Genomic DNA, 22,661 nt, shown 5'->3' on the forward strand with positions numbered 1-22,661 from the left:
TCACTGCAGCGTCCGCCACTTGCACTCCCCTTGCTCTCCGGGCCCTCACGCACGTCAGGGCCAGTCGCGCCGCTGTGACCTTAACCGGAGCACGCCCCGGGCGTCAGCATCTGCCCGACTCCTGGACCGGCGGCCCCACCCCCTCGGGCGATCCCGCGGAAACGGGTAGACCGTAACCATGACCCTCGTCGACACCGAAGCAGGACTCGCCGACCGCATCCTCGGCGGCTGGCTGGGCCGCATCGCGGGCAACATGCTCGGCAAACCGGTCGAACAGGGCGAGGTCTGGACACGCGACCGCATCGACCGCTACCTCAGGCAGGCCGCTGCCCTCCCCCTGACCGACTATCTGCCCGAGCCCTCGGGCGACGACGCGAGCGCGCTGCGGCCCGAGTGGCGCCAGTGTGTGCGCGGCCGGATCCACGGCAGCTGCCGTGACGACGACGTCGACTACGCGATCCTCGGCCTCGACCTGCTGGAGACCCACGGCTTCGGCTTCAGCACCGAGCAGGTCGGCGACCTGTGGCTGCTGCGGCTGCCGTACCTCCAGACGTTCACCGCCGAGCGGGCCGCGTACCGCAATCTGGCCGACGGGCTCAAGCCGCCGCTGACGGCGACGTACGACAATCCGTACCAGGAGTGGATCGGGGCGTTGATCAGGGCCGACATCTACGGCTGGACCTGCCCGGGCGTGCCGCGCCGGGCCGCCTCGCTGGCCCGGCGGGACGCGGTGCTGTCGCACACCGGCAACGGGGTCTACGGGGCGATGTGGGCGGCGGCGCTGATCGCGGCGGCGTTCACGGCACCCACCGTGCGGCACGCCGTCGACCAGGCCCTGACCGTGATCCCGGCGAGCAGCCGCCTGGCCCGCACGGTACGCCGGGTGGTCTCCCTGCACGACACCCGGATGTCCTGGGAGGACACGCTCACCACGATCGCCGAGGAGACCGTCGGGATGGGCTGGATCCACACCGTTCCGAATGCCGCCGTCCTGACCGCAGGCCTGCTCTACGGCGACGGCGACTTCACGCGCACCATCACCCTGACCGTCCGCGGTGGTCTGGACACCGACTCCAACGGCGCGACCGCGGGTTCGGTGGCGGGCGTGTTCGGCGGGGCGGCCGCCATCCCGGAGCACTGGAAGGCCCCGCTGGAGGACACGGTCCGCAGTGCGGTGTTCGGCTTCGACGGGGTACGGATCAGCGAGCTGGCGGAGCGGACGCTGCGGCTGGCGGAGCTGGAGGCCTGACCGTAGCGAACCGGCCATTTCCGGCCGGGTGCGGCGGCGGACTCGCTCTTCCGCTTGGTGATCCGGGGCTCATCGGGGCTCAGTATCAGCCACGACTTCCGGGCGCTCCCGATCGTTCCGCTTGAAAGGGCTTTCATCCGGCTGATTCCGGCCACTTGCCCATCACTCGCCGATGTCGATCAAACCCGACCGTAAAGTGATCTGGCCATCGGCTCAGTCGATCATTTTCAGTCACCCGGTCCGCGCCCCGCGCTCTCGCGTCTTCGCGCCCGACAGAAAGCGTCTGCTTGTCATGTCTCGTCTCAGAACTGCTCTGCGTGCCGCCGCCTCCGCGACCGTCCTGACCGCCGCCGTGCTCGCCGCGCCGCAGGCCGTCGCCGTCGAACAGCCCTCGGTGCCGCTCTCGGCGCAGGCCGACGCCGAGACCGTGGCCCTCGCCCAGGCCGATCCGGCGGCCGCCGCTGCCGCTGCCAACGTCTGCGGCAGCGGCTACACGCTGAAGAAGGGCATTCCGCTGCCCCTCGGCACCGACCCCGCCGAGCGCCTGGCGACCCTCTTCTCCTACGAGAGCGGCGGCAAGGGCTGCGTCATCCTCGACAACAACGTCGGCAAGGCGCAGTACATGTACGTGCAGGTCTGCAAGGTGGGCGGAACGGCATGCGACAAGGACTCGGGCAGCTTCAGCGAGTACGCGGGCCCGGTGCGCGTCTCCAGCTTCGCCTGCGCCCCGGTGACCGCCAAGATGGGCTCGTCCTCCAGCAGCCTCTACATCAACTACAAGTCCGACTACGTCTTCCCCTGCGGCTGAGCTGGCATCCGGTGGTTACCCTGCCCCAATGACCACCTCTCCTGACTTCGCCGCCTACATCGCGTCCCTGCCCCGCGTCCTGGCCGGCGCCGCCGCGCTGTTCCGGGACGGCGAGGGCCGGGTACTGCTCGTCGAGCCCAATTACCGGGACGGCTGGACGCTGCCCGGCGGCACGATCGAGTCCGACGACGGCGAGACCCCGCGGCAGGGCGCGCGGCGCGAGACGGCCGAGGAGATCGGCCTGGACCGTGAGCTCGGCCGGCTGCTGGCGGTGGACTGGGTGCACGGCCCGGGGCGTCCGCCGCTGGTGGCGTACCTGTACGACGGCGGGGTGCTCGGCGAGGACTCCTTCAAGGCGATCCGCCTCCAGGAGGAGGAACTGCTGTCCTGGCGGCTCGTACCGCGCGAGGAGCTGACCGATTACCTCCCGGGCGCTCTCGGCCGCCGTGTCCTCACCGCTCTGGACGTGCTGGCGGAGGGCTCGGGCACGGCGGAGCTGGAGAACGGCGACCGGGTCGGCTGACAGGGCTCAGCACGTCCCTCGGATATCCGTTCGCCCCGTGCGGCCCGGCGTCCTACCCTCGGCTCATGGCCAAGCCTCTAGTCGCCCTCCTCACCGGTGCGGGTATCAGCACCGACTCCGGGATCCCGGACTACCGCGGGCCGAACGGGCTGTGGCGGCGGGATCCGGAGGCCGAGAAGCTCGTGACGTACGAGTACTACATGAGCGACCCGGAGATCCGGCGGCGGTCGTGGCAGATGCGGCGCAAGAACCGGACGCTGCAGGCCGAGCCCAACGCCGCCCACCGGGCCATCGCCGACCTGGAGGGGTCGGGGGTACCGGTGCGGGTGATCACACAGAACGTGGACGGGCTGCACCAGCTCGCCGGGACGCCCGCCCGCAAGGTCCTCGAACTGCACGGCACGGCACGGAGTTTCGTGTGCACCGGCTGCCACTCCCGCGGCCCGATGCGGGACGCGCTCGCACGGGTCGAGGCCGGTGAGGACGATCCGCCGTGTCTGGAGTGCGGCGGTGTCCTGAAGTCGGCGACGGTGATGTTCGGCGAGCGGCTCGACCCCGTCGTCCTCGGCGAGGCGGCCGCGATCAGCAAGGCCTGCGAGGTGTTCGTCGCCGTCGGCACGAGCCTCCAGGTCCAGCCCGCCGCGGGCCTCGCGGGTGTCGCCGCCGACCACGGCGCCCGTCTGATCATCGTCAACGCCGAGCCGACGCCGTACGACGAACGCGCCGACGAGATCGTGCGGGAACCCATCGGAACGGCCCTGCCCGAGCTGTTGCGCCACCTCGGCGACGCCGCCTAGAACAGCGCGGCCCCGCTCTCGAACTCCAGCAGCCTGCGCTTGCGGTCCAGGCCGCCGCCGTAGCCGGTGAGGCTGCCGTTCGCGCCGAGGACGCGGTGGCAGGGGACGATGATGCCGACGGGGTTGCGGCCGTTGGCGAGGCCGACCGCGCGGGAGGCGGTGGGGGCGCCGAGGGTGGCGGCGAGTTCGCCGTAGGTGCGGGTCTCGCCGTACGGGATGCTGCTCAGTTGTTCCCAGACGGTGCGCTGGAACGGGGTGCCCGTCAGGCGGAGTTCGACGGTGAACTCCTTGAGTTCGCCCGCGAAGTACGCCGCGAGTTGTTCCTCCGCCTCCGCGAACAGCGTGTCGTCGCGGGTGCCGAAGGTCTCCTCCGGCGGGCGGTGGCGCTGTTCGGTCATGTAGAGGCCGCACAGGACTCCGTCGTCGGCGACGAGGGTGAGGGGGCCGTAGGGGCTGTCGGTCACGGTGTGGCGCTTCATCGAACGTCCTTATACCGGGAGGAAGTTGATCGGGTGGCTGTCCGTCGCCCAGAGGTACTGGACGGCGTAGGCCCGCCACGGGCGCCAGGCAGCCGCGCGTGCGGTGAGCGCGGCGGGCGTGGAGGGCAGGCCGAGTTCCCGGGCGGCGCGGCGGATGCCGAGGTCGGTGGGGAGGAAGGCGTCCGGGTCGCCGAGGGCGCGCATGGCGATGACGTCGGCCGTCCAGGGGCCGAAGCCGGGCAGGGCGAGGAGCTGGGCGCGGCTGCGCGGCCAGTCGCTCTCCACTCCCAGGTGGAGTTCGCCGTCGGCGAGTTGCCGGACCAGGGTGGTGAAGGTGGTGCGGCGGCTGCGGGGCATCGCCAGCGACTCGGGGTCCAGCGCCGCGAGGGCCTCGGGTGCCGGGAAGAGGTGGGTGAGGCCGCCCTCGGGGTCGTCGACCGGTTCGCCGTGCGCGGTGACCAGGCGGGCCGCGTGGGTGCGGGCGGCGGCGGTGGAGACCTGCTGGCCGAGCACGGCCCGGACGGCGAACTCGGCCTCGTCCACCGTGCGCGGGACGCGCCGGCCGGGTGCCTTGTCGACCAGCGGCGCGAGGACCGGGTCGGTGCGCAGCTGGTCGTCGATCGCGACCGGGTCGGCGTCCAGGTCGAGCAGGCGGCGGCAGCGGCTGATGGCGACGGTCAGATCGCGCAGGTCGCTGAGGGTGAGACGGCACGCGATGTGGTCGGGGGTGGGGGTGAGGGCGACGATGCCGTGGCCGTACGGGAGGCGCAGCGTGCGGCGATAGGAGCCGTCGCGCCACTCCTCCACCCCGGGTACGGCCGTCGCGGCGAGGTGGCCGAAGAGGTTGTCGGGGTTGAGCGGGGTCCGGAACGGCAGCCGCAGGGCGAGCGGGCCGGGTGTGCTCGTGCCCTGCCGCCGCGGGGCCCGGGTGCGCAGCTCGCTCGGGGACAGGGCGAAGACCTCGCGGACGGTGTCGTTGAAGGTGCGGATCGAGGCGAAGCCGGCGGCGAAGGCGAGCCGCGCCATCGGCAGGGTCGTCGTCTCGATGAGCAGCCGGGCCGTCTGGGCGCGCTGGGCCCGGGCGAGCGCGAGAGGGCCCGCGCCCAGTTCGGCGAGCAGCTGGCGCTCGACCTGCCGGGTGCTGTAGCCGAGCCGGCCTGCGAGGCCCGGCACGCCCTCGCGGTCCACGACGCCGTCGGCGATCAGCCGCATGGCGCGGGCCACGAGGTCGGCGCGCTGGTTCCACTCCGGGGAGCCGGGGCTGGTGTCGGGCCGGCATCGCTTGCAGGCCCGGAACCCGGCCTGCTGGCAGGCCGCGGCGCTCGGGTGGAAGACCATGTTCTCCGGCTTGGGCGGTACGACCGGGCAGCTGGGACGGCAGTAGATGCGGGTCGTCAGTACGGCCGTGAAGAACCAGCCGTCGAAGCGCGCGTCCTTGGACCGGACGGCGCGTACGCAGCGCTCGGTGTCGGTGTGCATCCCCATCTGCATAGGTCCAGCATCGGTCACCGCCGGGGGGCGGGTCTGGCGAGAATCCGACATCGACCTGCCCGGACCGGGACAGATGAAGATTCATTCATGTGTTCGCGTGTGCCCGGTACGATGACGTCATGGGTCATGGAGCCGTCACCACCGCGCAGGACGCCGGCGAGCGCGTACGCCTGGACGCGGACAACGTCGCGAAGGTGGCCACCACGCTCCAGGCCCTGTCCACGCCCTCCCGCCTGCTGATCCTCGCGCGCCTGCGCGAAGGCCCGCTGCCGGCCACGGAGTTGGCGGCGGAAGTGGGCATGGAACAGTCGGCCTGCTCGCACCAGCTGCGGCTGCTGCGCAATCTGGGTCTGGTGGTGGGCGAGCGACAGGGCCGTTCGGTCGTGTACGCGCTGCACGACCACCATGTCGCCGAGCTGCTCGACCAGGCCGTGTACCACGTGGAGCATCTGCGGCTGGGGATCAGCGACACCGCCGACTGAGGCGGCGCCGCTGTCCCACCGTTGGTGCTATTCGGCCGCCGTGGGCCGGCGTGAGGCCTCCATCGCCTCGCTCACCCGCGTCAGCGGACGCAGCCGGTAGGTGAACGCGTAGTCGCGGCCCGCGAGCAGCTTGAACTCGTCGTGGGTGTGCGCGCCCCAGCTGTTGTCGCCGCCCACGCCCATCTGGCGGTGGTTGATCCGCAGGACCACCGCGTCCCTCGGGGTGAGCTGGTAGTCGTGACGGGCGCCGACCGACAGGTCCTCCGGGGTGAAGCGTGAGGCGTTGACCTCAAGCAGCGGCTCGGCGGAGACGAGCAGTCCGCGTCCGCCGCCGTCCGTCAGCGCGGCCCAGCGGACGTCGGTCTTGTTGCCGTTCTCCTGGGGGCGCAGATAGGACGTCCACTGCCCGGAGACGGTGCCGGAGTACAGGCCCACGTCGGTGCTGTTGTTGCGGTCCCACATGTTCTCCTCGGGGCCGCGGCCGTAGTAGTGCAGCCGGTCCAGCCGGCGCGGCAGGAACAGCAGGGTGCCGACCTCGGGGATGTACGGCAGGTTCGCGGCGCCCGGGTGCAGGGTGTTGTCGACCTTGATCTCGCCGTTGCCGAAGACCGTGTAGGTGGTGGAGTACGTGGACTCGGTGCCGGTGGGCAGCGTGCCGGTGATCGTGACCTCGACGGCCCGGTCGCCCAGGGGTCGCACCCGTACGTCCGCCACCTTCCGCTTCGCCCCGGCGTCGCGCCACACCTGGTTGCGGGTGTGGTGGCCGTTGCCCCGGTCGTTGTCGGTGGGCGCCCGCCAGAAGTTCGGGACGGGGCCGGAGGTGATCAGAGGCGTGCCGGCCGCCTCGTACGACGTGATGGTTCCCGTGCTCTTGTCGAACGTGACCGAGAAGTTCTTGCCCTTGACCGAGAGGGTCTTGTCCCCGTCCGTGTGGCGCAGGGTGGGCACGCTGCCGAGCGGCGCGGGCTTCACCGCCGGGCTGCCCGCTTCGAGGGCCAGTTGCTGCTTGGCCACCTCGAAGCCCGCCCGGGCCCACTTGGCGGGCTCCTTGGTGGTGAAGGAGAGCTGGAGGAAGTACTCCGTGCCCGGTTCGGGCTTCGCCGGCAGCCGTACCGGCACCTTGATTTCCTTGCCGGTCAGTGGTGCCACATCGAGCTGTTCGCGGGTCAGCCGGCCGCGCTGGACGACCTTGCCGTCGGCGACGAGGGACCAACGGCCTTCGAACTCGCGGAGGTTGGTGAACAGGTACTCGTTGGTGAGCTTGACGGCGCCGGGGCCGCCGGAAGTCAGGGCGGTCGCGTTGATCGCCTGGTAGATCTGCTTGACCTCGGCGGCCTTGCCCGTGTGGCCGCGGTCGGCGGTGACGATGCCGTCGCCGGAGAAGGCGCCGTCGTTGGGGTTGTCGCCCCAGTCGCCGCCGTAGGCGTAGAAGGTCTTGTCGCGCGGGCGCTTCTCGGTGAGCCCGGCGGTGGCGGCGTCGAACCAGAACCGTACGCCCTCGTCGTCCGGGCCGCGGTCGTCCGAGGCCAGCTCCGCCGCGCTCAGCGGGCGGGCGTACACACGAGCGCGCCGGATGGTGCCGCTGAACTCCCGGGTCGGGTTGTCGACGTCGGTGGCGAGCGCCAGGGACGCCGTGTTGTCGCTGGGACGCCGGGTGGTCGTGCGGGTGCCTCGCACGGAGCCGTCGACGTACAGGGTGAGCGTCCCCGCGTCCGCGTCGAAGACACCGGCGACGTGGTGCTCCCTGCCCGTCCAGTCGTCGGGCAGCGCCCAGCTCGCGGTGACCCACTGGCCGCCGCCGTGGATGAAGAACTCCAGCGTCCTGTCGGACTGCTTGAGGGCGTACTGGGTGTCGCCCTTGGCGATGATGGGCTGGTGGAAGCCGGTCACGTGCGGGGTGACCCAGGCCTCCAGCGTGAGGGAGCCGGTGAGGTCGAGGCGGGCGTCGCGGGGGAAGACGGTGCCGCCGGAGACGCCCTTGGCACGGTCGAAGGTGCCGGCGGACGCGATGACCTCGCCGCGGAGGGCGCCCGGGCCGGACTCGGTGAGCAGCTTGCGGGTGGGGGTGGGCCAGCGCAGGGCCTGGTCGACGAAGTCCCAGATCCAGCCGCCCTGGAGGACGTCGTAACGGCGGACGATGTCCCAGTACTTCTTGAAGTTGCCGTTGGAGTTCCCCATGCCGTGGGAGTACTCGATCATCACGTACGGCCGTGTGTCGTTCGTGTCCTTGGCACGGGCTTCGACGCGTTGCGGGCTGTCGTACATCTCGGAGCGGATGTCGCTGATGCCCGGGCGGTCGTCGCCCTCGTACTGGATGACGCGCGTGGGGTCGTAGCCGCGGATCCAGTCGTACATGGCGTTGAAGGTGGTGCCGCCGCCCGCCTCGTTGCCGAGGGACCAGATGACCACCGAGGCGTGGTTCTTGTCGCGGTGGACCATGTTCTGGGCGCGGACCACGCACGCCTCGGTCCACTCGGGGTGGCCGCTGCCGGGGAACTTGTCGCGGATGCCGTGGGTTTCGAGGTTGGTCTCGTCCACGAGGTACAGGCCGTACTCGTCGGCGAGCTCCAGCCACAGCGGGCTGTTGGGGTAGTGCGAGGTGCGGACGCTGTTGATGTTGAGGCGCTTGATGATCTCGATGTCCTCGATCATCTGGGCCCTGGTGAGCGCCGAGCCGGTGACGGGGTGCATCTCGTGCCGGTTGGTGCCGCGGAAGGACACCGGTTTGCCGTTGATGCGCATCAGGCCGTCCTTGAGCGCGAACTCGCGGAAGCCGACCCGGTGCGAGAGCGTCTCGACCACCTTGCCGGCGGGGTCGCGCAGTTGCAGCACGGCGGTGTAGAGGTTCGGATGCTCGGCCGACCAGAGTTTCGGCGAGGGGACGGCTCTGGACGCCTCGGCGGTGGCCTCGTCGCCGGCCGGGACGTCGACGGGCCGCTTCAGCGGCCGGGGCCAGACGGCGTGGCCGCGCGCGTCGTAGAGCTGGGTCTCGACGGTGTAGCGGCCCGCGCCCTCGCCGCCGTAGTCGCGAACGTGCGCGGTGACCTTGAGGTCGGCGGAGGCGTAGTCGTCGCCGAGCGGGGTGTCCAGTTTGAAGTCGCGCAGGTGCACGGAGGGTGTGGAGTACAGGTGGACCGAGCGGAAGATGCCGCTCAGCCGGATCATGTCCTGGTCCTCCAGCCACTCGGCGTCGGAGTAGCGGTAGACCTCGACGGCGATCTGGTTGGTGCCCGGCTTGAGATGCGGGGTGATGTCGTACTCGGCGGAGGTGTAGGAGTCCTCGTGGTAGCCGGCCAACTCGCCGTTGATCCACACGTAGTGGGCGGACTTGACGCCCTCGAAGTGCAGGAAGGTGCGCCGCCCCGACCAGTTCTTCGGCACGGTGAACGTACGGCGGTACTGGCCGACGGGGTTGTAGCGGGTCGGGGCGGCCGGTGGCTGCGCGTCCTCGCCGCCGCCGTTGGGGCCCCACCAGGGGTAGGTGATGTTGATGTAGATCGGGAAGTCGTAGCCCTGCAGCTGCCAGGCCGAGGGCACGGGGATGGTGTCCCAGCCGGAGTCGTCGACGTCGGTGCGGTAGAAGTCGGTGTCCCGGTCGTCGGGCCGGTCGGCGTAGGCGAACTTCCACTTGCCGTCGAGGCTCTGCCGGTACGGCGAGCGCGTGCGGTCGGCGTCCAGTGCCTGCCCGAGGTCCGCGTACGGCATGAGCGTGGTGTGCGGTGGCTCGGTGCCCACCCGGTACACGGCCAGTCCGTCGTTCCACTCCGGAGGGCCGTCCGCCGCCGGGCGCCGGCCGGCCGCGTGCGCTGCGGTGGGCGACGCCGAGAGGGCGAGCGCGCCGAGCACGGCGGCGCCCCCTTCGAGCAGACGTCGACGGCTGACTACGGGGCGGCCGTCGGGAGACGGGAGCGGGTGCGGGTGCGGCATGACCGTGGCCTTCCTCGGTTCGACAGGGTGCTGCACGGACTGAGGGCGCGTCAGACGCGATCCTCAACTGCACATCCTTGATGGGTGTTTCTGTTGGGATGCGTGTCAACTGACGGTGACGGAGCAACTGCTGAGCAGGCACACCCTAGGACTCGCACACAATCGAATCAATGACCCCGTCGGACTTTGTGCGGTCCTGATGGTTCAGCCTCCGAGGAAGGCGAGCGGTGTCTCCGAGGAAGGCGAGCGGTGTAGCGCGTGTGTGGGACATGCCGTCGTGCCACACGTACGACGAGAAGGGTGTCCCGTGCGGCAGCCTCGACCGGCTCGCCGGCGATTTTTTGTCATTTCGGCGCGACAGTGTCGCTTCACCGACCGTACTGTGACCTCATCGGACAACCTGCGCAACGGATCTTGGCCGGACCTTTTGCCGCGCCGGAAGGAGCGGCTCGCATGAACGGGTATGCGACCTCGGATCGCGACTCGGTCACGGCCGCGCCCGGCGGGCTGCTGGACCTGCTGAAGGTCGCGGCCGTGGTCCTGGACGCGGGCGGGCACATCGCCCTGTGGAGCCCCGAGATCGAGCAGCTGCTCGGCTACACCCCGGCGGAGGCCCTGCGCCAGCGCGCCGACACACTCCTGGTCGCGCCCGAGAACCGGACCCGGGGCAGGGAGCTGTTCGCCCAGGTCAGCTCGGGGGCCCGCTGGGCCGGTGTCTTCCCGCTGCGGCACAAGGACGGCACTGACCGCGCCGTGGAGTTCCGCACGATGCGTCTCCTCGACCCCGAGGGGCAGCCCCATCTGCTGGGTCTCGCCACGGACGCGACGACCGTACGGATCGTGGAGCGGGACCTCGCCCTCTCGCACAGCCTCGTCAACCAGACCCCGCTCGGCATCGCCGTCTTCGACAACGACCTGCGCTGGGTCGGGGTCAATCCCGCGCTGGAGCGGATGAACGGCGTGCCGGAGGAGGCCGTACTGGGGCGCCGGGTCGGCGAGGTGCTGCCCGACCTGGACGTGGAGGCCATCGAGGCCCGGATGCGGCACGTCCTGGAGACCGGCAGACCCCTGCTCGACCAGCAGACCATCGGCCGTACGGCGGCGGACGTCCAGGACCGCGCGTACTCGGAGTCGTACCACCGCATCGAGGACACCGACGGGCGGGTGCTGGGCCTCGCGATGGCCGTTCTGGACGTCACCGAGCGCCAGCAGGCCGCGGCCGAGGTCGCCCAGGCCCGCCAGCACCTGTCGGTGATCGCCGACGCCGGGGTGCGGATCGGCACCACGCTGGACCTCCAGCAGACCGCCAGGGAACTGGCCGACGTGGTCGTGTCGCACCTCGCCGACCTGGCCGCCGTGGACGTCCTGGAGTCCGTCGTGGCCCACGGCACCATCGCGCCGGTGTCGGGCGGCGCGCCCGCCGAGTTCCGGGCGCTGGCCGTCGCGGCCGGCTACCCCACCGACGCCATCCACGCCGCCGACCCGGTCGGCGAGCTCGCCACCTACGGTTCGTCACGGATCATCACACAGTGCGTCCGCAGTGCCCGCCCCGTCCTGGTCGAGCGCGTGGACGCGAAGATGATGCGGCGCATCGCCCGGGACGCGCGGGCCGCCCAGACCCTGCACGAGGCCGGCGCGCACTCCTACCTGGCGGTGCCGCTGATGGCCCGGGGCAAGGTGCTCGGCACGCTCACCCTGTACCGCACGGTCGACGAACGTCCCTTCGACGACCGGGACCGGGTGCTCGCCTCGGAGCTCGCCGCGCGTGCCGCCATCTGCATCGACAACGCCCGCCTCTACGGACGTGAGCGCGGCACCGCCCTCACTCTCCAGCGCAGCCTGCTCCCCGCCGCGCCCGCCGAGCAGGAGGGGCTCGACATCGCCGCCCGCTACCGGCCGGCGCTCAGCGAGGTCGGCGGCGACTGGTACGACGTACTGCCGCTGGGCCCCGGGCGCACCGCGCTCGTCGTGGGGGACGTCATGGGCAAGGGCGTCCAGGCCGCGGCGATCATGGGGCAGCTGAGCACGGCGACGCGGGCACTGGCCCGGCTGGACCTGCCGCCAGCGGAGCTGCTGCGGCACCTCGACGACATCGCCGGCTCGCTCGGCGACGCGATCGCCACGTGCGTGTACGCCGTGTGCGACCTGCGGCGCGGCACCTGCGCCCTGTCCAGCGCGGGGCATCTGCCGCCCGTGCTCGCCTGGGCGGACGGCAGCGCGAAGCTCGTCGACGTGCCCGGCGGCGTACCGCTCGGGGTGGGGGGCGTGGAGTTCGGCACCGTGGAGGTGGAGCTTCCCCCGGGCTCGCTGCTCGCCCTGTACACGGACGGGCTGGTCGAGAAGCGCGGGGAGCCGATCGACACCGGCCTCAGCATGCTGACCCACCTCCTGGGGAACGCGGGCCCCAACCTGCAGCGGACCAGCGACAGCCTTCTCAGCGCGCTGAGCCCGGAGCCCGACGACGATGTGGCGCTGCTGCTGGTCCGCACGCGCGGCTGAGCTCTCGCGGCGGCAACTGTTAGCATTTTTGTGTGAGTTACGTTCTCCACCTCTGATCCGGGCCACCGGCTCCGCCCTCGCACGGGGCTCTGAGAGCCGCGACGTCGCCCACGGCCCGCCCTGTTCTGGGCCCGGCCGTCCGTCGGATCCGATGGCCCGCTCGCATCCCCGCCCTTCGCCGGGGGTGAAGTGTGCCTCCTCACGGAGGAAGAAAACGTGACCACCCTTGTTCTGCCTGCCCGAGAGGGCTGGCGGGCCCCTACCCCCGAGCGGCTCCGCCTTGCCCAGGCGGGGCCGCCTGTCCGGAGCGTCAAGCCGCACGGCGCAAGCCGACGCACCCGGACAGACACGACCACCCACCCCAACCGCCGGCCCGTGGGCCCGGGCCGGTGCGTCAGCCCACCCGCGGCGGATCCGTCGGCCCAAGCGGGCCCGGCACGGCCGGCACGCCGGAGCAGGTCCGCCTGCCCGAGCCCCTCCGCCTGCCGGAGCACCAAGCCACACGGCACGAGCCGACGCACCCGGACAGACACGACCGCCCACCCCAACCGCCGGCCCGTGGGCCCGGGCCGGTGCATCAGCCCACCCGCGGCGGATCCGTCGGCCCAAGCGGGCCCGCCGCGGCCGGTACGCCCGGGCGGATCCGCCTGCCCGGGCCCGTCCGCCTGCCGGAGCACCAAGCCGCGCCGCGTGAGCCCACGCATCCGGAAAAGCCCGACCGCCCACCCGAACCGCCGGGCCGCCCGGCGCAAGCCAACGCACCCGGGCGGGCCCGATCAGCCCGCCCGGAGCGCGAGTCTGGCGCCCGGGCGGGCCAGCCGTCCGCCCGGGCCGCCAAGAGGGACCTCAGGGATTGCTCGGGGTCTGTTCGAACGACTCCCAGGCGTCGTCCTTCTTCACCGTGCACAGGGCCCAGATGATGAACCCGGAGATCGCGATCATCACGACCGACCAGACCGGGTAGGACGGCAGGGAGAGGAAGTTGGCGATGATGATGAGTCCGGCGATGCCCACGCCGGCGACGCGTGCCCACGTCGACGCCTGGAACAGCCCCATGCTGACGAGCACGGCGACCGCGCCCAGCACCAGGTGGATCCAGCCCCAGCTCGTGAGGTCGAACGCGAAGACGTAGTTGGGGGTCGAGAGGAACACCTCGTCCTCGGCGATCGCCGCGATACCGCGCATGATGCCCAGAATCCCACCGATCATGAGCATGATGGCCGCGAAGACCATCAGACCGACGGCCCACTCGCGTTTCGCCGTGTGCGCGTGCGTAGGGTGTGTGGCGGTCATCCTGCTGCCTCGTTTCTGTCGGGGGCTAGTGTTCCGACGGGCCGGAGCCGCTCAGGACCAGCTCCTTCGCCCTGCGGAACTCGTCGTCCGTGATGTCGCCGCGGGCGCGGATCTCAGACAGCCTGGCGAGTTCGTCGGCGCTGCTCCCCCGTCCCTCGCCGCCCTTGGCGGTCTCCCGTATGTAGCTGTCGAAGGCCTCCTGCTGCGCGCGGGCCTGGGACACTTCCCGGCGGCCCATGTTCTTGCCGCGCGCGATGACGTAGACGAACACGCCGAGGAAGGGCAGGACGATGCAGAACACCAGCCACCCGGCCTTGGCCCAGCCGCTCAGATCGTCGTCACGGAAGATGTCGAAGACGACCCGGAAGAGCAGCACGAACCACATGATCCACAGGAAGAACCACAGCATCGCCCAGAAGGCGCTCAACAACGGAAAGTCGTACGCCAGGTAGGTCTGCGCACTCATGTCACTCCTCCGTCCCGGGCGCACGCCCGGCAGCCGTTCCGTGCCGTTCTCAGCGTGCCCATGTCCGGGACGGGGCCGCCTCACCCGGGACGGGTGAGCGTGCCGGTCCCACGGAGCGCCGCCCGCCATGCGAAGGCGAGCCCCGCCTCGGCCAGCCCGAGCAGCACGAGCCACAGACCGAGCAGCCGGGTCAGCGCACGGGCCGACTCCGCCGGCAGGGCCAGCACCACGACGCCCGCGACGATGCCGAGCACGGCCGCGCCCAGGACGAAACCGCGGTGCGGCAGGTCCCGGGCGGCGAGGGCCGTGTAGAGGGTGAGCATGCCGGACACCAGCCAGACCAGTCCGACGATCAGTGACAGCGCGGTGACGGTCTGCAGCGGGTTCCTCAGGCACAGCACCCCGGCCAGGACGCACAGCACGGCCAGGAGCAGGCTGGGCAGGCGGTGGCCCTGTTCCTGCCGGGCGAAGGTCTCCACGAAGCGGAACGCTCCGGCCGCCAGCAGGTACAGGCCGACCAGGACCGCGACGACGTGCAGGGTCGCCTCCGGCCAGACCAGGACCAGGATGCCCGGCACGAGAGTCGCGACGGCCGAGGCGAGGATCCACTTCCAGGAGCGCCCCAGGGCCGCCAGCAGCTGCGCGGGATCGGGCGCCGTTCCCTCGGGCCCGGGCTCCGCCCCGGCGGGCGGCGCCTGACCGGACGGCATGGTCATGGCTCCCTCCTCATACGTCATACGTCCGCGATCCGTATACGTCCGCGGCCCATCGGCTACGTCCGCGATCCATCGGCGACGCGGCCAGCCTCCCGCGCTCCGCCGGCCGCCGGGTCACCCGCGGCGGGTGATCCGTACCCGGCGCCGTGGCGGTGAGGTGGAGAGCGCACCCGACAGGATCGAGAGACATGAGATGAACGATCCAGCGGCCGCCCGGACCCAGTCCGCGCCTCGGCAGGTGCCGGAGCGGCACCGGCAGCCAGAGGGCCGGCGGCGGCGCGCGAGGGTCGCCGTCCTGGTACGCGCGGCGCTCATCGCGACCGGCCTCATCACCGTCTACTACGTTCTGCCCCTGGACGGGCGCAGCACGGGCAGCACTTCGGCGCTTCTGGTCTGCGGCCTGGTGCTGGTCGTCCTGGTCTTCTGGTGGGAGGTCCAGGCCATCACCCACTCGCCCTTTCCCCGGCTGAAGGCCATCGAGACTCTGGCCACCACGCTGGCCCTGTTCCTGGTGCTCTTCGCGGGCACCTACTTCCTGCTGGAGCACTCCACCCCGGGCTCCTTCAGCGAGCCGCTGACCAAGACGGACTCCCTGTACTTCACGCTCACCACGTTCACCACCGTCGGGTACGGCGATATCGTCGCCCGTTCCCAGACGGGGCGGGTGCTGACGATGCTTCAGATGGCAGGCGGACTGCTGCTGGTGGGCGTGGCGGCACGGATCCTCGCCGGCGCGGTCCAGGCCGGGCTGCGCAGACGGGGCGACGAGCCGTCGGAGGACTTCTCCGCACGGCCGGAGGGCTGAGCCATGACCGTCCAGAGGCCCTTCACGACGTACCTGTCCCCGGCCGAGCGGGCGGTCGGGCCTGGGCGCCCCGCATGCTCGAGTCCCCGTTCCGTTTCCATGTCGGCACCCGCTGCTGGATCGTGCTGCTGCTCGGCCGGGACGACGATCCCCTGCTGCTCCAGGCCAAGGAGGCGCAGGCGTCGGTGCTCTCCGCCCGGACCGGCGGGGACAGCTACGACGACCAGGGCCGTCGCGTGGTGGCGGGACAGCGGCTGATCCAGACGACCAGTGACATCCTCCTGGGCTGGACGCACGCCACGGGCCTCGACGGACACGAGCGGGACTTGTACGTACGCCGGGGCGAGCCTGGTCCGGGCCCACGCCCGATCGGGCGACGTCGTAGCCATCGCGGCGTACCTGGGCGGCGGCGGTTCGACCGCGCGCTCGCCGCCTTCGCCCGGTCGTACGCCGATCAGAACGAGCGCGACTTCGCGGCGCTGGGCGCGGCCGCCCGCTCCGGCAGGATCTCCACGGCGGTGCTGTGACCCGCGCTCACTCCGGCAACGCTCATCACTCCGGCAGCTGACGCATCTCCACGACCCTGAGACCCAGGGACTGGAAGCGGGTCAGCAGTCCGTACAGGTGGGCCTCGTCGATGACGGAGCCGAACAGGACCGTCTGACCGGACATCACCACGTGATCCAGCTCCGGGAAGACCCTGGCCAGCGTCTCCGACATGTGTCCGTCGACACGGATCTCGTAGCGCATGAGCTGCTCTCCCGCGGGGGGCGGCGTGGGGCGGGCCGTGCACGCCCTTCCCTTGCGATGGTCCGCCCTGGCCCGCCGTCCGCCCTCACCCGGCGCAGGTGAACCTGCGGCACACCTCATTCCTTCAGGACGATCTTGAGGATGATGATCAGCAGACCGAGCAGCAGGTTCACCGAGGCGGAGAGGGCCATCTGCTTCCAGGAGGCACCGGCCCGGGCCGCGGCGGCCAACGACCAGCCGACCTGCCCCGCCACCGCCACGGAGAGCGCCAGCCACAGGGTGCCCGGCATGTCCAGGGGCAGCAGCGGGCTGATCGCCACGGCGGCCGCGGGCGGGACGGCGGCCTCCAGGATCGGCCACTCCTCGCGGCACACCTGCAGCACGGCCCGGCGGCCCACGGCCCCCTGCGCCAGACGCGCCCCGAACAGCTGCGCGTGCACGTGCGCGAGCCAGAACACCGCACCGGTCAGCAGCAACAGCGCCACGAGTTCCACCCGCGGCAGCGAACCCAGGGTTCCCACGCCGATCACCACGGAGGCGGCGAGCATGGAGCCGTAGACACCGCCGGTGTAGTCGGCGCGGGCCCGCCGCTCGGCACCCTGTGCCCGCCGTGCGGGGCCACGGTTCGTTGTCGGGGTCCCGCTCACAGGAGCCGCCGTTCGCGCGCCCGGCGGACGGCGTCGCCGCGTCGGGTGACCGCGAGCTTGCGGTAGATGCTCTTGAGGTGGGTCTTCACCGTGTTCACGGACACGTGGAGGTCCGCGGCGATCTCCTCCGTCGACATCATCTCGGCCAGGCGCCGCACCACATCACGCTCGCGGGCGCTCAGCTCCTCGACGGCGAGGTCCGGGGCTTCGTCAGATGGGGCGAGCCCGGGGGCGCGGTCGCGGCCGGGGCCCGGCAGGAGCCAGCCGGCGGCCAGTTCCCGGGGGCGGCCGGTGCTCAGCAGCGGCCGGATCCAGGGGCCGGCTTCCAGGAACGGGCGGCGCAGCCGCTCGCGCCGGCCGTCCAGGAGTGCCCGGGCGACCAGGCGACGGGCGGTGGTGGGGTCCCCGGTGTCGAGGGCGGCCCGGGCGCGTACCAGCGTGGCGCGGACGGTCACCGCGGGGCCGGGCCGGTCGTTCTCCGGGGCGCTGTCCAGCAGGTCGAGCGCGCCTTCGGGGTGGCCGGCCGCGAGCCGGACGCGGGCCGCCTCGACGGCACACGCCCTCCGGTGGTGCGCCACCCTCTCCATGACCTGCCGGGCCTGCTCGGGATGCCCCTCGGCCAGATGGGCGGCGGACGCGAGCAGGGCGGCGTGGTCCTCCGCCCAGGGTGAGCTCACGGCCGCCGGGACGGTCGCGTCCGCCGCTGCCGCCAGCGCGGCCCGGGCGTCCCCTCGGGCCAGGAACAGCCGCCCTCGGGTGAGCGTCCGGCCGGCCCGCACCACCGGGTCATCGACGAGCGGGTGGGAGACGGCCGCTTCGTCGAGGAGCACCTGTGCCTCGTCGAGTTCGTCGCGGTCGATGAGGACGGCGGCCAGGACCAGCGGGCCGATGCCGGACCGGGAGCGCTGCGGGAGGCTGTACCGCTCCGCCTGGCCGGCCGCCGCGAGGGCCTTGTGCTCGGCCGGGCCGAGCCAGCCGTTGAGGTAGTCGATCAGTGCCAGGTGGCCGAGGGCCTCCCACCGGGGCAGTGCCGTAGCCGCTCCGTCCGGGGTCCCGGCCACCGCCGACAGGGCGGCCCGGGCGTCGTCGAAGCGCCCGGCCCACAGGCGGGCCGAGCCCAGGTGGGTGAGGAGGAGGGCGGTGAGTTCCGGGTGCTCGTCGAGGAGCTGCCCGGGGACCTCCCGCCGGAGGAGCCTGGCCTGCTCTGCGGCGCGCTCCGCTCTGTCGGGAGAGCCGGTCAGCCGGGCCGCCAGGGCTTCCAGCAGGGCACAGCCGAGCCGCACCGGTGCCGAGCCGGCTCCGTCCCGGCCCAGTTCCTCCTCGGCCCGGCGCAGATGGGCCAGGCCGTGGTCGAGATCGCGCCGGCCCAGCTCGCGGGCTGCGCGCACGAGGTCGGGAGCCGGTCCCGTGGCCTCCGGGCTCATCCGCGCGAACAGGGCGGACAGCTCCTCGGAGCGCAGCCCGGTGAAGAGCTGCCCGATGGCGAGATCGTCGACTACGGCGCGGGCGGTGAACTCCCAGTCGTCCGCGGCGGCACCCTGGACGAGCGCGTCGGGCAGGGCTCCGGAACGCCGCAGCCACTGGGCGGCCCGGCTGCGCAGCTCCGGCTCCAGGCCGGGGAAGCGCTCCCTCAGGTGGGCGCGGAGGATCTCCGCGAACAGGGGGTGCAGGCTGTACCAGGAGTGTCCGAGGTAGTGGACGAACGCGTTCTCGCGCTGCAGCGCGGCCAGGATCGGCTCCGCGTCGGTGCGCAGCGTCAGCGCGTTCACCAGGTCGGGGCAGCAGCGGTCCAGGACGCTGCTGCGCAGCAGGAGGTCCTGGGTGCCGGGTGTCTGCCGGTCGAGCACCTCCGCCAGCAGGAAGTCGGCGACGGTGCTGTGGTCGGCCTCGAACTGCTTCAGATAGGCGTGGGGGTCGGTGCCCTGCCGGGCGGCCAGGGCGCACAGCCGGAGTCCCGCGGCCCAGCCCTGGGTCCGCTCCACCAGGGCCCGTACGGCGCCTGCCCGCAGGTGCAGTCCGTGCCGCGACAGCAGTTCATGGGCCTCCTCGGAGGTGAAGGCCAGCTCGGCGTTCCGGATCTCCGTGATGTCGCCCGACGCCCGGTAGCGGTGCAGCGGCAGCAGGGGTTCCGTGCGGGAGACGAGCACCAGGCGCATGCCTCGTCCGGCGTGGTGCAGGACGAACTGCAACTGCTCCGCGATCTCGGGGGAGGTCACCCGGTCGAACTCGTCGAGTACGACGACGGTGGTGTGGTCCCGGCGCTCCAGGTCGGCGGCCAGGCAGGTCAGCGTCCGCCGGTCCACATGGGCCGCCTCCGCCGGGCATCCGACGTCGCCCGTCACCGGAACGCCCGCGGCACGCAGTGCCTCCAGCAGATACGCCCAGAAGATCCCGGGAGCCTGGTCGGCGGTGTCGGTCGTGAGCCAGGCGACCGGTTCCGTCAGGCCGGCGGCCCAGTCGGCGACCAGGAGGGTCTTGCCGGCGCCGGCCGCTCCGTTGACCATCGTCAGCGGCGTCCCGAGAGCCTGGTCGAGGTGCCGGACCAGGCGGGCGCGGCGCAGGAACGTCGCGGGCCGCGCCGGCAGGGCGAACCGGGTGCGCAGCAGCGGATCGCCCGTGGGATCGACGCCCGCGGACGCCGGTTCCGCACCGGACTCCTCGGTCACGGCCATGGGGTCCACCCTGTTCGCCGTCCGACGGTCACGAGCGGCGCTCGTACCCCTCAGGATCTCAAGCTTCACCCCCCTGCGCACGCCCACGGCCGGGCCGTGACCGGCCTTGACGGCCGCCGCGCAACCACCCGCGACGGGCGATGCGCCCGCGGGGACGACCGGGGTTCGCTGAGGTTCTCGCGCACCACCTACGCAGCCGTGCGGCACGGCCCGGACGGCTCGGAACGGGGGTACCGACCATGTGCCGCTGGCTCGCCTACTCGGGCACCCCGGTGCTGCTCGACGACGTCCTCTACCGGCCGCAGCACTCGCTGATCGACCAGAGCCTGCACGCGCGGATGGGTGTCGAGACCACCAACGGCGACGGCTTCGGGATCGGCTGGTACGCGTGGCATCTGCGCACGCCCGCCGTCATCCGCGACACCGGTCCGGCCTGGAGCAACCGCAATCTGCGGGAGATCGCCGACCACGTCCGCTCGTCGCTGTTCTTCGCCCATGTGCGGGCCTCCACCGGGACGACCGTGCAGCAGACCAACTGCCATCCCTTCCGCCACGGACGCTGGCTGTGGATGCACAACGGGGCGATCTCCGGGTTCCACGACCTGCGCCGGGACCTCATGCTGACCGTGGACCCGGCGCTGTTCCCGGCGCTGGAGGGCACGACGGACTCCGAGGTGATGTTCCACGTCGCCCTCACGTTCGGGCTCGACGGCGACCCGCCGGGCGCGGTGGCCCGGATGGCGGGGCTCGTCGAGCGGCTGGGGCACGAGCACGGGGTGCCGCAGCCGCTGCAGATGACGATTGCGGTGACCGACGGCGAACGAGTGTGGTTCTTCCGGTACTCCAGCGGCGGGGACTCGCGGTCGCTGTACTACAGCAGCCGGGTGGACGACGTGCGTGCCCTCCACCCCGACCTCGCGTTCCTGAGGCACGTCTCCGAGGAGACCCGGCTGGTCGTGTCGGAGCCGCTGGGCGATCTGCCCGGTGTCTGGAACGCCGTACCGGAGAGCAGCTACGGCGTCATCCAGCCGGGCCAGGACCATCTGCTGCGGGACTTCGAACCCGAGCCGGTCTGAGTGCGCGGGTGCCTCAGCGGAGCTGTGCGGCGAACACCTCGTACGCCGGCGCGTCGAAGAGGACGAACCGGACCTCCTCGACGTCGGTCCGCGCCGCGCGCACGGTGTCCACCGCGATACGGGCGGCGTCCTGCATCGGATAGCGGTAGACGCCGGTGGAGATCGCCGGGAAGGCGACGGTACGGGCGCCGAGTTCGTCGGCGACGCGGAGGGACTGGCGGTAGCAGGAGGCGAGGAGGTCCGAGCGGTCCTCGGTCGGGCTGAACACTGGGCCGACCGTGTGGATCACCCAGCGGGCGTCCAGGTCGCCCGCGGTGGTGGCGACGGCCTGCCCTGTGGCCAGACCCTTGCCGTAGTGGGAAGCACGCAGCTTGCGGCAGTCCTCGAGGATGGCGGGGCCGCCGCGCCGGTGGATCGCTCCGTCGACCCCTCCCCCGCCCAGCAGGGTGGAGTTGGCCGCGTTGACGATGGCGTCGACGCTCTCGCGGGTGATGTCGCCCCGGACCAGTTCGATGGTGGTCATGACTGCCTCAGTCGCCGCCATACGGCCTTCGCCGCGTTGTGTCCCGACATGCCGTGCACCCCGGGGCCGGGCGGGGTCGCCGACGAGCAGATGAAGACGGCCGGATGGGGGGTGTGGTACGGGAACGGGGTCACCTTGGGGCGCAGCAGGAGCTGGAGTCCGGAGACCGCCCCGGAGGCGATGTCGCCGCCGACGTAGTTGGCGTTGCGGGCGGCGAGCTCGGGCGGGCCGGCGGTGGCCCGGGCCAGGACACGGTCGCGGAACCCTGGTGCGAAGCGCTCCAGTTGGCGCTCGATGGCGTCGGTGAGGTCGCCGGTCCAGCCGTGCGGGACGTGACCGTAGGCCCAGAACACGTGCTTGCCCGCCGGGGCCCGGGTGGGGTCGACGACGCTCGGCTGGACCGTGATCAGGAACGGTTTGTCGGGGGCCCGGCCCTCCCGGGACGCGGCGCGCAGCGCGGCGTCGATCTCCGCCCTGTTCGCGCCGATCTGGACCGTGCCGGCGACGCGGGCCTCCTTCGCGGTCCACGGCACGGGACCGTCCAGCGCGTAGTCGATCTTGAAGACGCCCGGGCCGTAACGGTAGTGGGCGTAGTAGTCGCCGAAGCCCGCGATGCGGGCCAGGGCGGTGGGCGAGGTGTCGAAGACGTACGCCCGGGCCGGGGGCAGGTCGTCGAGGCGCTTGACCTCGTAGTCGGTGTGGACGCTGCCGCCGAGGTCCCGCAGGTAGGCGGCGAGGGCGTCGGACAGGCTCTGGGAGCCGCCGCGGGCGACGGGCCAGCCGCGGGCGTGCGCCGCGAGGGCGAAGACCAGGCCGATGGCGCCGGTGGCGAAACCGCCGAGCGGTGCCATGACATGCGCGACGAGCCCGGCGAAGAGCGTCCTGGCCGGTTCGTCGCGGAAGCGGCGCATCAGCAGGGTCGAGGGGGGCAGGCCGACGAGGCCGAAGCGGGCGAGGGTGACCGGGTCGCGGGGCAGCGCGGTGAGCGGCAGGGACATGAAGTCCCGGGCCAGGGTGTCCCACTTGGGCAGGAAGGGCTCGACGAGCCTGCGGTACGCCCCGGCGTCACGCGGCCCGAAGGAGGCGGCCGTCTCGCCCACCGACCGGGACAGCACGGCCGCCGTGCCGTCCGGGAAGGGGTGTGCCATGGGCAGCTCCGCGTGCAGCCACTCCAGGCCGTACCGCTCGAGCGGCAGGGCGCGGAACGCCGGTGAGTTGATGCCCAGCGGGTGCGCGGCGGAGCACGGGTCATGCCGGAAGCCGGGCAGGGTGAGCTCCTCGGTGCGGGCTCCGCCGCCCACGGTGCCCCGGGCCTCGAAGACGGCGACGGAGAAGCCGCGGCGGGCCAGCTCCACGGCCGCGGTCAGTCCGTTCGGTCCCGCACCCACTACGACGGCATCGAGCATCGACCGCACCTCGGACCCCTTCGTCAGCCGACGGCCACTGAGGATCAGGATA

19 protein-coding genes and 1 pseudogene are annotated in these 22,661 nt (G+C 72.1%); 9 read left to right on the forward strand and 11 right to left on the reverse strand.

The window, feature by feature from the left end:
• Positions 1-178 precede the first annotated feature (178 nt).
• From ACZ58V_RS11395 to ACZ58V_RS11410, 4 genes are all read left to right on the forward strand, one after another.
• Complete coding sequence (locus tag ACZ58V_RS11395) at positions 179-1,249, forward strand: ADP-ribosylglycohydrolase family protein (RefSeq protein ID WP_468183798.1); 1,071 nt, start codon at positions 179-181, stop codon at positions 1,247-1,249.
• Positions 1,250-1,541: 292 nt separating this feature from the next.
• Positions 1,542-2,057: a hypothetical protein gene (locus ACZ58V_RS11400; protein ID WP_468183795.1), complete on the forward strand. Its 516-nt coding sequence runs from the start codon at positions 1,542-1,544 to the stop codon at positions 2,055-2,057.
• 28 nt (positions 2,058-2,085) lie between these two features.
• Positions 2,086-2,580, forward strand: coding sequence for an NUDIX domain-containing protein (locus tag ACZ58V_RS11405; protein WP_468183792.1), 495 nt, complete (start codon positions 2,086-2,088; stop codon positions 2,578-2,580).
• A gap of 65 nt (positions 2,581-2,645) precedes the next feature.
• The gene (locus ACZ58V_RS11410) at positions 2,646-3,377 is read left to right on the forward strand and encodes an SIR2 family NAD-dependent protein deacylase (protein WP_468183789.1); all 732 of its coding nucleotides are present in this window, start codon (positions 2,646-2,648) and stop codon (positions 3,375-3,377) included.
• Here the strand turns inward: ACZ58V_RS11410 and ACZ58V_RS11415 are convergent.
• Positions 3,374-3,856, reverse strand: coding sequence for a methylated-DNA--[protein]-cysteine S-methyltransferase (locus ACZ58V_RS11415; RefSeq protein ID WP_468183786.1), 483 nt, complete (start codon positions 3,854-3,856; stop codon positions 3,374-3,376). The genes ACZ58V_RS11410 and ACZ58V_RS11415 overlap by 4 nt on opposite strands.
• Positions 3,857-3,865: 9 nt before the next feature.
• Positions 3,866-5,347: an AlkA N-terminal domain-containing protein gene (locus ACZ58V_RS11420; protein WP_471289698.1), complete on the reverse strand. Its 1,482-nt coding sequence runs from the start codon at positions 5,345-5,347 to the stop codon at positions 3,866-3,868.
• A gap of 119 nt (positions 5,348-5,466) precedes the next feature.
• On the opposite strand from ACZ58V_RS11420, the gene ACZ58V_RS11425 reads away from it, so the two are divergent.
• Complete coding sequence (locus ACZ58V_RS11425) at positions 5,467-5,829, forward strand: ArsR/SmtB family transcription factor (RefSeq protein WP_189726259.1); 363 nt, start codon at positions 5,467-5,469, stop codon at positions 5,827-5,829.
• A 27-nt stretch (positions 5,830-5,856) separates the two neighbouring features.
• Here ACZ58V_RS11425 and ACZ58V_RS11430 read toward each other — a convergent pair whose 3' ends face one another.
• Positions 5,857-9,756: a glycoside hydrolase family 2 TIM barrel-domain containing protein gene (locus ACZ58V_RS11430; RefSeq protein ID WP_471289700.1), complete on the reverse strand. Its 3,900-nt coding sequence runs from the start codon at positions 9,754-9,756 to the stop codon at positions 5,857-5,859.
• 453 nt (positions 9,757-10,209) lie between these two features.
• On the opposite strand from ACZ58V_RS11430, the gene ACZ58V_RS11435 reads away from it, so the two are divergent.
• Positions 10,210-12,255 carry a SpoIIE family protein phosphatase gene (locus ACZ58V_RS11435; RefSeq protein ID WP_468183777.1) on the forward strand — a complete coding sequence of 682 codons (2,046 nt, stop codon included), beginning with the start codon at positions 10,210-10,212 and terminating at the stop codon, positions 12,253-12,255.
• 846 nt (positions 12,256-13,101) lie between these two features.
• Here ACZ58V_RS11435 and ACZ58V_RS11440 read toward each other — a convergent pair.
• From ACZ58V_RS11440 to ACZ58V_RS11450, 3 genes are all read right to left on the reverse strand, one after another.
• Positions 13,102-13,548, reverse strand: coding sequence for a DUF7144 family membrane protein (locus tag ACZ58V_RS11440; RefSeq protein ID WP_468183774.1), 447 nt, complete (start codon positions 13,546-13,548; stop codon positions 13,102-13,104).
• Positions 13,549-13,573: 25 nt separating this feature from the next.
• Positions 13,574-14,014 carry an SHOCT domain-containing protein gene (locus ACZ58V_RS11445; RefSeq protein ID WP_471289703.1) on the reverse strand — a complete coding sequence of 147 codons (441 nt, stop codon included), beginning with the start codon at positions 14,012-14,014 and terminating at the stop codon, positions 13,574-13,576.
• An 80-nt stretch (positions 14,015-14,094) separates the two neighbouring features.
• Complete coding sequence (locus ACZ58V_RS11450) at positions 14,095-14,730, reverse strand: HdeD family acid-resistance protein (protein WP_471289706.1); 636 nt, start codon at positions 14,728-14,730, stop codon at positions 14,095-14,097.
• Between the two features lie 193 nt (positions 14,731-14,923).
• Between ACZ58V_RS11450 and ACZ58V_RS11455 the strand changes: the two genes are divergently transcribed.
• Entirely contained in the window at positions 14,924-15,535 is a 612-nt protein-coding gene (locus ACZ58V_RS11455; protein ID WP_468183765.1) for a potassium channel family protein, read from the forward strand.
• 101 nt (positions 15,536-15,636) lie between these two features.
• A pseudogene (locus tag ACZ58V_RS11460) lies at positions 15,637-16,062 on the forward strand (DUF2252 family protein); the annotation flags it as partial.
• 25 nt (positions 16,063-16,087) lie between these two features.
• Here the strand turns inward: ACZ58V_RS11460 and ACZ58V_RS11465 are convergent.
• The 3 genes from ACZ58V_RS11465 to ACZ58V_RS11475 form a co-directional block, all read right to left on the reverse strand.
• Positions 16,088-16,285: a hypothetical protein gene (locus ACZ58V_RS11465; protein WP_184588589.1), complete on the reverse strand. Its 198-nt coding sequence runs from the start codon at positions 16,283-16,285 to the stop codon at positions 16,088-16,090.
• Between the two features lie 116 nt (positions 16,286-16,401).
• On the reverse strand, positions 16,402-16,932 hold the full coding sequence (locus ACZ58V_RS11470; protein ID WP_468183762.1) for a hypothetical protein: 531 nt from the start codon (positions 16,930-16,932) through the stop codon (positions 16,402-16,404).
• Positions 16,929-19,604: a winged helix-turn-helix domain-containing protein gene (locus ACZ58V_RS11475; protein ID WP_471289709.1), complete on the reverse strand. Its 2,676-nt coding sequence runs from the start codon at positions 19,602-19,604 to the stop codon at positions 16,929-16,931. The genes ACZ58V_RS11470 and ACZ58V_RS11475 overlap by 4 nt, the downstream gene beginning before the upstream one ends.
• A 239-nt stretch (positions 19,605-19,843) precedes the next feature.
• On the opposite strand from ACZ58V_RS11475, the gene ACZ58V_RS11480 reads away from it, so the two are divergent.
• Positions 19,844-20,680: a class II glutamine amidotransferase gene (locus ACZ58V_RS11480; RefSeq protein WP_471289711.1), complete on the forward strand. Its 837-nt coding sequence runs from the start codon at positions 19,844-19,846 to the stop codon at positions 20,678-20,680.
• A 13-nt stretch (positions 20,681-20,693) separates the two neighbouring features.
• Here ACZ58V_RS11480 and ACZ58V_RS11485 read toward each other — a convergent pair whose 3' ends face one another.
• Complete coding sequence (locus tag ACZ58V_RS11485; protein ID WP_471289712.1) at positions 20,694-21,203, reverse strand: O-acetyl-ADP-ribose deacetylase; 510 nt, start codon at positions 21,201-21,203, stop codon at positions 20,694-20,696.
• On the reverse strand, positions 21,200-22,609 hold the full coding sequence (locus tag ACZ58V_RS11490) for a phytoene desaturase family protein (RefSeq protein WP_471289713.1): 1,410 nt from the start codon (positions 22,607-22,609) through the stop codon (positions 21,200-21,202). The genes ACZ58V_RS11485 and ACZ58V_RS11490 overlap by 4 nt, the downstream gene beginning before the upstream one ends.
• Positions 22,610-22,661: the final 52 nt, after the last annotated feature.

It is taken from the genome of Streptomyces sp. NPDC040589 (assembly GCF_055594445.1).